This is a genomic window from Spiroplasma endosymbiont of Andrena trimmerana, from assembly GCF_964019575.1.
In the GTDB taxonomy this organism is placed as follows: Bacteria; Bacillota_I; Bacilli_A; order Mycoplasmatales; family VBWQ01; genus Spiroplasma_E.
In genome coordinates this window covers 859,281-872,147 of the sequence record NZ_OZ026455.1, presented here as the reverse complement: position 1 = coordinate 872,147, position 12,867 = coordinate 859,281, and the positions used below count along the sequence as shown (strand labels likewise).

General features: G+C 23.7%; 16 protein-coding genes. 3 read left to right on the top strand and 13 right to left on the bottom strand.

Annotated elements, in window-relative coordinates; translation table 4 throughout:
* Positions 1 to 14 precede the first annotated feature (14 nt).
* The 7 genes from tyrS to hprK all read right to left on the bottom strand — a co-directional run bounded on the left by tyrS (position 15) and on the right by hprK (position 6,768).
* Positions 15 to 1,631, bottom strand: a complete 1,617-nt coding sequence (gene tyrS / locus AACL03_RS05075) for a tyrosine--tRNA ligase (protein WP_338958964.1) — start codon at positions 1,629 to 1,631, stop codon at positions 15 to 17.
* An 8-nt stretch (positions 1,632 to 1,639) separates the two neighbouring features.
* Positions 1,640 to 2,098 (bottom strand): hypothetical protein, encoded by a 459-nt coding sequence (locus AACL03_RS05070; RefSeq protein ID WP_338958961.1) that lies wholly within the window; start codon positions 2,096 to 2,098, stop codon positions 1,640 to 1,642.
* 236 nt (positions 2,099 to 2,334) lie between these two features.
* Positions 2,335 to 2,631, bottom strand: coding sequence for a helix-turn-helix domain-containing protein (locus tag AACL03_RS05065; protein WP_252319896.1), 297 nt, complete (start codon positions 2,629 to 2,631; stop codon positions 2,335 to 2,337).
* Between the two features lie 34 nt (positions 2,632 to 2,665).
* Positions 2,666 to 3,613, bottom strand: coding sequence for a DNA-binding protein WhiA (gene whiA, locus AACL03_RS05060; RefSeq protein WP_339039674.1), 948 nt, complete (start codon positions 3,611 to 3,613; stop codon positions 2,666 to 2,668).
* A gap of 23 nt (positions 3,614 to 3,636) precedes the next feature.
* Positions 3,637 to 4,602: a thioredoxin-disulfide reductase gene (gene trxB / locus AACL03_RS05055; protein WP_252319900.1), complete on the bottom strand. Its 966-nt coding sequence runs from the start codon at positions 4,600 to 4,602 to the stop codon at positions 3,637 to 3,639.
* Positions 4,586 to 5,788 (bottom strand): prolipoprotein diacylglyceryl transferase, encoded by a 1,203-nt coding sequence (locus tag AACL03_RS05050; protein WP_339039672.1) that lies wholly within the window; start codon positions 5,786 to 5,788, stop codon positions 4,586 to 4,588. The genes trxB and AACL03_RS05050 overlap by 17 nt, the downstream gene beginning before the upstream one ends.
* 32 nt (positions 5,789 to 5,820) lie before the next feature.
* The gene (gene hprK / locus AACL03_RS05045) at positions 5,821 to 6,768 is read right to left on the bottom strand and encodes an HPr(Ser) kinase/phosphatase (protein WP_339039670.1); all 948 of its coding nucleotides are present in this window, start codon (positions 6,766 to 6,768) and stop codon (positions 5,821 to 5,823) included.
* Positions 6,769 to 7,016: 248 nt separating this feature from the next.
* On the opposite strand from hprK, the gene AACL03_RS05040 reads away from it, so the two are divergent.
* Positions 7,017 to 7,247 (top strand): hypothetical protein, encoded by a 231-nt coding sequence (locus AACL03_RS05040; protein WP_338980027.1) that lies wholly within the window; start codon positions 7,017 to 7,019, stop codon positions 7,245 to 7,247.
* A 10-nt stretch (positions 7,248 to 7,257) separates the two neighbouring features.
* Here the strand turns inward: AACL03_RS05040 and AACL03_RS05035 are convergent, their stop codons facing one another.
* A complete protein-coding gene (locus tag AACL03_RS05035; protein WP_339040166.1) occupies positions 7,258 to 7,851 on the bottom strand; it encodes a hypothetical protein in 594 nt (197 codons plus the stop codon).
* Positions 7,852 to 7,986: 135 nt separating this feature from the next.
* Here AACL03_RS05035 and AACL03_RS05030 point away from each other — a divergent pair, with 135 nt between their 5' ends.
* Entirely contained in the window at positions 7,987 to 8,937 is a 951-nt protein-coding gene (locus AACL03_RS05030) for an IS30 family transposase (protein WP_339038813.1), read from the top strand.
* Positions 8,938 to 9,066: 129 nt separating this feature from the next.
* Positions 9,067 to 10,017: an IS30 family transposase gene (locus AACL03_RS05025; RefSeq protein WP_339038665.1), complete on the top strand. Its 951-nt coding sequence runs from the start codon at positions 9,067 to 9,069 to the stop codon at positions 10,015 to 10,017.
* Between the two features lie 128 nt (positions 10,018 to 10,145).
* Here AACL03_RS05025 and AACL03_RS05020 read toward each other — a convergent pair whose 3' ends face one another.
* From AACL03_RS05020 to AACL03_RS05000, 5 genes are all read right to left on the bottom strand, one after another.
* A complete protein-coding gene (locus AACL03_RS05020; protein ID WP_339039667.1) occupies positions 10,146 to 10,409 on the bottom strand; it encodes a hypothetical protein in 264 nt (87 codons plus the stop codon).
* 56 nt (positions 10,410 to 10,465) lie between these two features.
* Positions 10,466 to 10,915: an SGNH/GDSL hydrolase family protein gene (locus AACL03_RS05015; RefSeq protein WP_339040165.1), complete on the bottom strand. Its 450-nt coding sequence runs from the start codon at positions 10,913 to 10,915 to the stop codon at positions 10,466 to 10,468.
* 50 nt (positions 10,916 to 10,965) lie between these two features.
* Entirely contained in the window at positions 10,966 to 11,304 is a 339-nt protein-coding gene (locus AACL03_RS05010) for an SGNH/GDSL hydrolase family protein (protein ID WP_339039665.1), read from the bottom strand.
* 231 nt (positions 11,305 to 11,535) lie between these two features.
* A complete protein-coding gene (locus AACL03_RS05005; RefSeq protein WP_338958732.1) occupies positions 11,536 to 12,060 on the bottom strand; it encodes a hypothetical protein in 525 nt (174 codons plus the stop codon).
* A 95-nt stretch (positions 12,061 to 12,155) separates the two neighbouring features.
* Positions 12,156 to 12,821 carry a hypothetical protein gene (locus tag AACL03_RS05000; protein ID WP_338958734.1) on the bottom strand — a complete coding sequence of 222 codons (666 nt, stop codon included), beginning with the start codon at positions 12,819 to 12,821 and terminating at the stop codon, positions 12,156 to 12,158.
* Between the last annotated feature and the right edge of the window lie 46 nt (positions 12,822 to 12,867).

Here is a 12,867-nt window from a genome sequence, read left to right as displayed (position 1 = left end):
TTAAATACCCTTCCTTATTTATGAACAACTATAAAATAATGACGCTTACCTTTTTTAATAACTGTTACTTGATTATTAATTGCGTTTTTTTTACTAATAAGAAAATTTATATTGGTAATTTTTTCACCATTAACAACAATTGAACCTTGAATAATTAGTTCTCTTGCTATTCTTTTTGAATTACAAATTTGATTATTAACTAAAAAATCAATTATTTGTTCATTATGATTAAGATTAAAATGTGGTACATCTTTTAAAACCTGTAAAATCTCAGATGATTTCATTTGATGAATCCGGTCGTGGAAAAAAGCATTAGTAATATTAATAGCACTAAAATATCCATTTAATTTATGAATAAATACTGTTAATAAAGCTGCTAAAATCTTTTGTCCATAATGTTGCTTAACATCACTGTTATGAATTACTAAAATTTTTGCTATTTGTTCTTCACTAAATAAAGTTAAAGAATTAAAAAAAGTAGGCAAATCTTTATCTTCTTGATTAAATAAAAATTGATATAACTCATAAGGCGAAGTTTTTTCACTATTTAAAAATATAGCACCTTTTTCGCTTTTACCAAATTTTTCACCATTAGATTTAGTTAATAAATTAATAGTAATACCGGCAGCATGATGTTCATCACCTTTTTGTTTTCTAATTAAATCTAAACCGGAAGTAATATTTCCTCATTGATCACTACCACCAGATTGAATATAACATTGCTCTTTTTCATATAAATGATAAAAATCATACGCTTGTAATACCATATAAGAAAATTCAGTATAAGAAATTCCAGAATTTAAACGATTAGCAATCATTTCTTTGCCTAACATTTGATTAACATTAAAATGCTTACCAATATCACGCAAAAAAGTTGTAATTGTTAGTGGGCCTAATCATGTTTGATTATTAATAATTTTAATTGGTTTAATTTTATTGTTTAATGTTCCCAATGGTAATTTTAAAAATGTAATTCAAGTTTCTACATAACTATCACAATAATTTAACAATTGTTTAAAGGAAAGATTATTTAAATCACTTTTCATAGTAATTCACTTTTGATCAAAATTACAAATTTCATATAAAGTTTTTAGTAATGATGCTGATAATCCTAATTCTTCTCAAGGTAAGGGCAATGTTTTTAAAATACTACTTAAAGTCTGTTGATATTGATTATTTGGATTAATACTTTTAATAATCATCTCTAATGTTTCATATTCTTTATCATTTAATAAATTACATGTTTTAATTAATTCTAATGATGTTAAATTATCAATATTTTCATAACTTAATAATGTCACTAACTGCTCTTTTATTTTTCTAACATTAGTTTGTAACACATTTTCATCTAATAAATTACGTTCTTTATTTTTACCACTTGGATCACCAATCATTGCCGTTGTACCACCAATAACAGCAATTGGTTGAAAACCAAATATAGCAAAACGATGCAATAAAATAATTTGTAGTAAATTACCCAAATGTAATGAATCATTACTTGGATCAAAACCACAATATATTCCTTTTCCTAATTTTCCTGCATTAATTACTTTATCTATGCTACTAATATCTTTTAAGATATTACGTCATTTTAATTCGTCAATAATATTGGATTTTATTATATTATTCATAGCATCTCCTATTTATTTTCATCTAAAATATCATCAACTAACAAATCAATAGTTGTAATAACTGTATCGTTATTATTACTTGCATTATTGTAATTAATAGATGTAGTTTCTTTAAATATTTTATCGCGAAATTCTAGATAGCGCGATGGTAAACTATCATATATTTGTTGTTGTTCTCTATTTTTTTTAATTTGTGCAATTCTAGTATTATCAAGATTACTAGAATTATTATACGCTACTTCTTTTTCACGAAAAATATTTTCTTTAGTTTTTTTATCAACATATTGCTCAATAGTGCTAGAACTGCTATCAGCTTTTTTAATATTAATTGGAATCGTAGTTATTTTTTGATGATTAAGACCAAATATAGGTGAAATAATACTACTTAACTGATAAGGTTCTTTTTTAGCATTATCAACATTAGTAGTAACATTTTCAATTTCAACTTCTGTATTTTCTATTGTCATAATAACTCCTTAATGATAATCAATAATTAAATTATAACATTTTAATGATTAATTATTCCTAATATAAAGTGAATAATTTTCATAATCTTCATTAAGATAAAAAAATTACTAGTGAATATCAATTAATTTTATAAAAAGTACTAATACTTTTCTCAAATTTATTTTTAATAAAAAATAAAATAATAAAAAAGTAGTACTTATTTATAAAGTACTACTAAAAGTGTATTAAATTGATTTTATTCAACACTAAATGTGTCATATAAATTTGAAGTATCAATATTATCAAACCCTACAGCAAAAAACTCACTAATAGATGAATCCAACCCATTAATTATTTTTAAGATTGCAACTAAAGATACGTTTCTTGTTCCTCTTTCAGCATCAGAAATATAATTACGATGTAGGCCGCTTGCTTCTCCAAGTTTCTCTTGTGAAAATTTTCTACCTTTTTGATTACGTAAAGTTTTCATTCGTTTTCCAAAAGCATTCAATAAATCTTGACGACCTTTGCTTAAAATTTCTTTCTTTTTCATTGTATGGCCTCCTCTTATACTTTTTATTATTAACTTACAATGTTTCTTGATACTTTTTCTTAATTTCGCGAATTAAATGATTAACCCCAGACTTAGTAATGACAAAATCAGTTTCTTGATAGTAAAGTTCACCCAATTCTGAAAGTGATGCTTCAGGATTTTTTAATCTTAAATTTGAAATAATTTGAGCTTTTAATGACAACGCTTTGAAAAGTTTTTTATCCTTTAAAACAGAAATCATTATAACTTGCTGGTCTCCAGCATTTAAAATTTTTTGTTGATTAGAAATATCAATATTATTAAAACGATTAATATTATTAAATAATTCTCGTGAAATGCGTTTATCTTCAAAAGCGAAAACTGCTTGTGGACAATCAATTATTTTTAAAAAGTCAGAAATTACATTAGATTTTTTTAGATAAAGCACCGTTTTATTACGACGTTTTATTGTTTTAAAGTTTAATTTAAAAATTTGTAATAAAATATTTTTAATTTTTTTAGCCAACATATCATTATGAAATTGTAATTCCAAATGGTAGTTAGGTGTTGAAGGAGAATTGATACTGCCAACTACAAGGAAGATTCCTGCGATATACGCTCTTATACAATGCTCTTTTATTATATGCTGGTGCATAGCTTCTTTCTCAATAAAAAGATATTTATCTTGAAGCATTAAATCATTAATAATAAAATTGATTTTATTATTAATACGAATATTATACACCTTTGGACGCTCAAATTTATTTAAAACATCCACCATAACTATCAATTTTACATCTTTATATTGATTTTTTAAAAATTTATATATTAACCTAGTGGTTTTGTTATGAAAACTATGAATAATAATCTCATTATTTATTTTATCTGAATTTGTAATCTTACCATTAATAAGCGAATATGCTGATAGCAAAGATTTCTGACAACAATTTTTAAAACTTTTTTGACAGATTTCATCTTTTACACTTGTTGTAAATGATATCATTACTATCACCTCAATTGTACACTTTATTCATTAAAATTATCAATAAAATTTATTAAATATTGTGCTGCAATCGCTCCATCGTTAACAGCAGTTACTATTTGTCTTAAATTTTTAGCAATTACATCACCAGCTGCATATAATCCTGGGATTTTAGTTTGACACTTATCATTAACTATAATATAACCATTGCTATCACAAATATCTAAATCTTTAACAAATTTTGTAACAGGATCAGAACCAATATAAGGAAATAAGGCATCAGTAGTAATTTCACTAATTTCCTTAGTTTTAATATTTTGAATTTCTAATTTACCTACTTTTTTCTTATCCTCAGTACCTAATACTTTTAATACAACATGATCAGTTATTAAATTAATATTTTCATTATTTTTAACTTTATTAACGGTTTTATCATCAGCACGAAATTGATCACGACGATGAATAAGATTAACTTTATTAGTAAATCTTGTTAAATATAAAGATTCTTCACAAGCAGCATAACCACCGCCAACTACACTAATAATTTTATTCTTAAATAAAGCACCATCACAAACAGCACAATAAGAAACACCACGATTAGCATATTCTTCTTCACCAGGAACACCAATTTTACGTTCTAATGAACCAGTAGCTATAATTACTCCTTTAGCAATAAGAACATCACCACTACTTAAAAGGACTGTTTTAATTTTATGATTTTCACTATCTGTAATTTTAATAACCTCATCAGTAACAAATTCAACTTGTAGTTTCTCAACTTGCTTTTGCATTTTTTCTGATAATTCAGGCCCTAAAATATAATCATAACCTGGATAATTTTCAATTTCAGAAGTTTTAATCATTTTTCCACCAACAATATATTTTTCAATAATCACAGTTTTAAGATTTGCTCTTTGTGCATAAATAGCAGCTGTCATTCCTGCTGGACCACCACCAATAACTACTAAATCATAATCATATTTATTTTCTTTATTAGTATGATTTTTCATATAATCATTCTCCTTTACGAAATCTTGATGGTGCAATAATTTGTGCAAATATTACTAAAATAACACCTAAAATAATTCACATTCCAGAAACTATCATTGAAGTTGAAACATTGGCTATTTTCATAATGTCTCTATTATCACGAAGTGGTTCTAAAATCATTCTAATAATACCATAAAAGACAAAGTATAAACTACCTGATACTCCTGCATACGTTACTCGATAATTATTAGGATTATACATAGTATTTAAAGATTTAGAATGTGGTTGCATATTATATTTAATCTTTAAATATCATTTTTTTATCTTTGATTTAACTTTTGAATGTGTTTTAACATCTTTTCAAGGTATTTTTTCAACACTTTTAACACTATTCTTATTGGGTGTAAAATCAAAATATGCTTGTTTTCAACTTTCATATTTAAATTTACGATATCCATGAATTTTTTTAATAACCGTTCAAGGTTTTAAAAAATCTTTTCCAACAATTGGATTAGTCTTTAAAGGCGAAATAAATTGCGAAGAATCTAATTTTCATGGTTTTTTACTAAATATTTGTCCTGTTTTTGGTACAAAAAACGTTAAAAAGAATCAACCAAATAATGAAGATAATGACTCATATAAAAATAAAGGTTGACGATAAACAGCAACAGGATCTCGATTATCGCTATTAAAACCATAATGTAAATGATTATTTATTCATGTTGGTAATCAACTGAAAGGATGACCAACATCAGTTCCTAGTAATTCTTGATTAAAAAAATTACCTCATCTACCAATCGCTTGACCTAATAAAATATTTGGAACAATACAATCAATAAAAACTCACATTGAAATTTGTAACTGTTTTGAAGTACGATAAAAAATAAAGAACCCTACTATCATTCCAACTGTAACGCCTCCTTCAATTGCCATACCACCTCTTCAAACGGCAACTACATCAAGTGCATTTTCAATTGTGCTAGTATTATTAAGAACATATCATGCTCTTGCTCCTATTAATCCTGCTAATGCAATAACTAATGTTCCTCATTCTAAAGTTTTAGTTGGAATATTACGACAATATAATTTTATTCATGAAGCAATGACAGCAGTTAAAAAACCTATTGCCATTAATACTGAATAAATATGAATTCCCGTTCCCGGAATATCGGTAATTAAACTATTGTATCCATCATCATTAATCATATTTTTTCCTTTTTGATAATTTAATAATTAAATTATTTCTTTTTTGTTAAATTTCTAATTATTTGTTTTTGAAAACTAGCAGTAGCGTCTTGACCTTCATCTTTTAACTTTAAACTAATAACTGCTGCTTCAATTAAATCAGCTAAATTTCTTCCTGGACTAACAGGAATAATTATTTTAGGCACTTTAATTTCAAAAAAAACATCAAAGTTATTATGTTCACCAAGTCGATCAACTTTAGTTCAACCATCATTTTCAATTCTAATTAAATTAATAATTAAATTTACTTGACTCTCATGCATTATAACATGATATCCATACATTTTGGTAATATCTAGGATACCTATTCCTCTAATTTCAATTAAATTTTTAATAATCGGATTAACTTTTCCTACAATTTTATTGTTGACTTTTAAAATATCAATACTATCATCGCCAACAAATAAGTGCCCATTACGTAATAAATCTAATGTTGTTTCTGATTTACCAATACCACTTTCACCTGTAATTAGGACACCATAACCAAAAATATTTACTAGAGTACCATGTAAACGTTTAGATTCAGATAAACGTTCAACAATATACGTAGAAACTGTTGCTGCAAATTCAGAAGTAAAAAATAATACTTCAATAATTGGAACTGTTGAATTAATCGCTTTAGCACAGTCACATAATTCTTTTTTAAATTTAAAATTAGGTGTTACAAAAATAGCAGGAATATGATCTTCTAAAATATTACTAAAATGGTTCTTAAATTCTGTTTTTGGTAAAGAAGAAATATATTCGCTTTCTTTACTGCTTAATAAAATTATACGACGACTACGTGAGATTTGTTTAGTTTTAAATCCTGTTAACTCTAAACCACCACGATTAGTACCAATATTAGTAATAATTCTTTTTTCAATTGGAATTTTGGGATTAATATATAAAATTGTTAAATTAAATTTTGTTATTATTTCGCCAACACTAAGGTTTTCCATACTTAATTTCCTACCTTTTATAATTAAAATTTTTGATTAATTTTAAACATAATATAATTATATATAATATATCAACAGAAAGTTTATTATTAACAAAAAATATACATAAGTTTCTAAAAACATTAAAAAAACTATTGAATAATATAATAAAAAATTATTAAACATTTCATTATCAAATAAAATTATTATGATATAATTTTTTAAAAATTGTTAAAAATTAAAATATTAGAAATTGGTGTTAACTTTTTATGAATAGCAACTATATTCCTTTTGAATTAGTATTAAAAAATATTATCTCATCATCTATCAATCAAAATTTAAATCATATTTATGAAACTATTGATAAAAATAAAAATGAAAAAAATACTGGTGATTTAGTTTCTGAAAAATGAGATTATCATTTTATTAATTATTTAGGACAACTAAGTCCAATTGGAAGTGGTACGCCTCCACAATTACCACCAAGAAATAAAATATAAATAAATATTACTAGTTAATATTATCTAAAATTTGAATAATAGTTTTAACTATCTTTGCAGCATTTTTTTCATTCTTAAGAACATGTAAATAATCTTTTAAATATTTAAAATTTTCTATATCATTTTCTATTTTTATAAATATTTCTTTAGCAGCATAACCAGTTGAAGCTATAGGAATTATTATTTTATTTTTATTTCTAGCAATTTCAAATTCATTTAATACACCTTTTGATAAAACAATATTATTATTTTCATCCATTTTATTACCAAAAATAAATAGTACAATGTCTGCTTTATCTATTAACTGATTACGATATTCTGGTCAACTTTTTTTAAGTTGTTGCGGAAATGGTCATACATCAAGAATTTTATCCAAAACAATACTATTTTCTTTAGCATACTTAACAGCACCACTTACTATTTCATCACCAACGCCGATTCCAAATGCATTTATTATTTTCTTATTTTCTTTACATAAGAAATTTGATAAATCAAATACAAATTTTTTACTTTTCTTTATAGTACCAAATTCTTCATAATTATTAGCTATACCCGAAATAAAAATATTTCTCTTCAAATTATTATTAGTTGCAGAATTAAATATTTCTGCTTTTGAATCGCAATAATTGTTTAATGCTGAATTATACTTGTAAGTGCAAGTAAATAAAATTGCAAAAAATTCTCATATAAAAATTTCATAATGCTAAATTTAGTTTAGAAAAAAGTAAGGAGTTTTTATATGAGTTATAAACATCTTGGCATAGATGAAAGGATTTATATTGAGAATCAATTGAAATTTAAATTTAAAATTATTGAAATAGCTAAAAATCTTAATCGAAGTATTAGTACTATTATTCGAGAAATTAATAGAAATAAAGATAATAATCATTATTTTTCATTAATTGCACAAAATAAAGCTGAAAATCGAAAACAATCACATATTAGTTTTCATAAGTTTAAAAATAAGAATTTAGTAAAATATGTACAACAAAAATTACTATTAGGTTGATCACCTGAACAAATTTATGGCAGAATTAAAAATTTTCATAAAGAATGAGTTATTAGTTTTAAAACAATTTATACTTGAATTTATTTTGGAATGCTTGATAAAGTTACTAGTAAAAATTTAAGAAGAAAAGGTAAAAAACGAAAATCTAAAGAAAATCGTGGCAAGTTTAATGGTAAATCAATTAAAGAACGAGATATAAATGTTAATGATCGTATAACACTTGGTCATTGAGAAGGAGATACTATAGTATCATCACGAGGTAAAAGCAAATCATGTTTAATAACTTTAGTTGAAAGAGTATCACGATTTACTTTAGCAATATTAGTTAAAAACAGAACTACTAAAGTTATTAATAAAAATGTCAGTTATTATTTATCAATTCTTCCTAAAAACATTGTTAAAACTATTACTTTTGATCGTGGCAAAGAATTTTCAAATTGACAACAACTTGAAAAAAATTTAGATGTAAAAATTTATTTTGCCAATCCATATTCACCTTGACAAAGAGGTACTAATGAAAATACTAATGGTTTAATTAGAGAAAAATTTCCTAAAAAATTTATTTTTTCAAAAACTAATAAAAATGAAGTTCATAAATTTATATTGTCTTTAAATCAAAAACCGAGAAAAATACTAAATTATCTTTCACCAATCGAATATTTGGATAGAAAAATAATTTAGTTGCACTTACCTTTACAATTTAGCTGCTGAGTTATACTTGTAAGTGCAAGTAAATAAAATTGCAAAAAATTCTCATATAAAAATTTCATAATGCTAAATTTAGTTTAGAAAAAAGTAAGGAGTTTTTATATGAGTTATAAACATCTTGGCATAGATGAAAGAATTTATATTGAGAATCAATTGAAATTTAAATTTAAAATTAGTGAAATAGCTAAAAATCTTAATCGAAGTATTAGTACTATTATTCGAGAAATTAATAGAAATAAAGATAATAATCATTATTTTTCATTAATTGCACAAAATAAAGCTGAAAATCGAAAACAATCACATATTAGTTTTCATAAGTTTAAAAATAAGAATTTAGTAAAATATGTACAACAAAAATTACTATTAGGTTGATCACCTGAACAAATTTATGGCAGAATTAAAAATTTTCATAAAGAATGAGTTATTAGTTTTAAAACAATTTATACTTGAATTTATTTTGGAATGCTTGATAAAGTTACTAGTAAAAATTTAAGAAGAAAAGGTAAAAAACGAAAATCTAAAGAAAATCGTGGCAAGTTTAATGGTAAATCAATTAAAGAACGAGATATAAATGTTAATGATCGTATAACACTTGGTCATTGAGAAGGAGATACTATAGTATCATCACGAGGTAAAAGCAAATCATGTTTAATAACTTTAGTTGAAAGAGTATCACGATTTACTTTAGCAATATTAGTTAAAAACAGAACTACTAAAGTTATTAATAAAAATGTCAGTTATTATTTATCAATTCTTCCTAAAAACATTGTTAAAACTATTACTTTTGATCGTGGCAAAGAATTTTCAAATTGACAACAACTTGAAAAAAATTTAGATGTAAAAATTTATTTTGCCAATCCATATTCACCTTGACAAAGAGGTACTAATGAAAATACTAATGGTTTAATTAGAGAAAAATTTCCTAAAAAATTTATTTTTTCAAAAACTAATAAAAATGAAGTTCATAAATTTATATTGTCTTTAAATCAAAAACCGAGAAAAATACTAAATTATCTTTCACCAATCGAATATTTGGATAGAAAAATAATTTAGTTGCACTTACCTTTACAATTTAGCATCCAAATTAAGTGCAGTTAAATCAATTGCATAATAATATCATACTTTAGTGCTTATTTTTGAAGCATAATGAGTACCTAAAAAGTAAATAGGTGTATCTTTTGTTAAAAAATACCAGTTTCTTCTCTCATTTCATTATAAACTGTTTCCAAAGGATTATTATTTTCCACTCCACCAGTAATTGAACTATATTTACCCAACTTATTTTTATTAAATAAAGGATTACTCTCACATGTTTGCATAAAATAACGACTACCATCATCTTCAATTATAAATGGTAATATTGCAACACCTTTGTTATTACATCAAGGTTCTTCAACACCATGCATAAAGTCTACTTTAATTAATTTAACTCATTCTTTTTTCATATTTATTTTTTTTCCTTTATAACAAAATTATAACTCTTATAAATAAATATTTCTAATTAATTCTTATTATCATTTATTAATTTAATTAATTCTTGAGCCATAATATTATGTGCTCATTTATTAGGGTGAATGCTATCAAAAAAGAAATAATTATTAATATTTTCTTCATTAACACCTTCATTGAAATGAGGAACAATAATACCATTATTAATTATTTCACTAAAATCAGTAGTAACTGCTGCATCAATAATATTGTTATTAATATTCAAACTTTTAAACTTATTAATAGCATTTGTTATCGCTGCAAACATATCATATTTAATAATATTTTTTTTATTTTTATTTAATTCTTCAATAACACTATCTAACATTTTATTAAAATTAGTAGTTAAATTTAAAATACGTTCCTTATCTTTTTCTTTATTTTTAAATAAAGGGATAATACTCATATTAGGAACATTACATAATAAAATACGTTGAGCACCCTTATTTATCAATTTAGTTAAAGCATTTTTTATTAACTCAACTGCTTTATTAATAATTTCTTCTTGGTCGTTTAATAATGATTGAATGATTGTTTAAAAGCATATAAAATATCATTACCACCAAACTCTACTAAAATTATATCATTGCTATTAATATGATGCTGACTAATTAAAGCATCTACTTGATGAATAATATCAAAATGATTAATAACAAAACTTTCTACTGTTAATTCTTTTTTTCTACTAGCTAAAGCTCCACTAACTGCATAATTATTACCAATTTGCTCATCAGCAAATAAAAAAAGGTCAAATCTTCAAGCAAAAGTTAAATTTATATGCAAATAATCAGCAATAATTTGTGCTGCCACAGGACCATTAGAAAAAGAATTTTTATAAAATGGTGGTAACATTTTAACTATTTTAGGTATTTTTAAATGCTTAAAAAGAGCTGTAAAACACTTACTAATGCTCCTGTGTCTGATAAACTATCTCCTAGAACATAAAAATTACCTTTTATTTTTTCATTATCATTCATGACTTCTCCTTCTAACAATAAACTTAAACTGAAAATATCTTAACATAATTGATTTAGCTTGTCATAGTACAAAAAATAATTATGCTAAAAGTGGACATTATCATATTTAAATAATAGAATTTCCTCTTTGTTTATAATCTTTAATAATATTAATAGTAATTAATGTTGCCATTAAACAAGTAATACAACTAATAATATTTAAAACAACAGCAACAATAGTAATTTGATATGAAAAAACTTTATTATCATTAAATTGAGGTAAAAGCACAATAACACTAATAATTTCGCAACTTGTTCCAATAATACCTAAACAAAAACTAATAAAATCAAGCGAAATACTAAATTGATCTTTTCTATATAATTTCATATTTTGTTTTATCAAAGTTTTCTTTAATCTAATTAAACGGAACATTAAGAAAAAAGGTAGAAAAGCTAAAGTAAAACTAGTAATATCAAAAAAAATTGCAACAACAGTTATTCAAAGTGATGCTTTATCATTATCTCAAAAAGGTTGTAATGCTAAAATACTTAGAATTCCCAAAAAAATACCTATTAAACCAGTTCCAAAACTTATTAAATCCATTTTAAGAATTTTTTTATTAAACTTTAAAAAATATACTCTTTTTTCCAAAGTGACAAATCCTTTCATGTCTATATATAAGTAAGATTTTATCATATAAATGGAAATAATTTTCTCCAATTTTAGATTACAAATAAAAAGAATAACTATAGTTGTGTTATTAATCTATTGTTTGTTGAAATTTCAGTATTTTGTACATTAATTGAATTTATTTCCTTAACAAGAGAGACAATATTTTCTTTAAATAAATTAAGTCTTTGTCTTTTTTTTCTAATTTTTATTTCAACTTTATTCAAACTTTTTTTGATATTACAAATTTTTAATCCAATTTTATAAAGTTGCTCTTTTTGATTATTTAAAACAACTTTTTCACATTCTATTCTATTAACTAATCTTATTTCAAAATTATAATAACCAAAAGTGAAAAACTTAACTAATTTACTTTTAAATTTAAAAATCTTACTTGTTTTCTGTTTTTGAAAAACTTCTAATTTTTTAAGACTATTATTATGAAAATTTAAAATAATTTCTTGTTGATTATTAATTTTATATAATTTTTCTTTTAATTCTCATTTTTTACTACTTAATTTACAATTTAATTCTATTTTTAATGCTGTAATTTTATCAATAAGTTTACCCTTTTCCTTCTGTTTTTGTTCCTCTCACATTAAAGTAAATTCAAGTAATTCAAACTCTAGTTCTTTATCTCATGGAAAAAAATTTTCTTTTTCAAACTTAAAAGAAAGAAATTCAAGTTCTTTTCTTTCATCATTAAATACTTCATCTTTTACTTTCACTAAAAATTTTTGCATTCATTGATACTGTTTTTCCATTATTTTTAAATTTTAAAAAAAATCT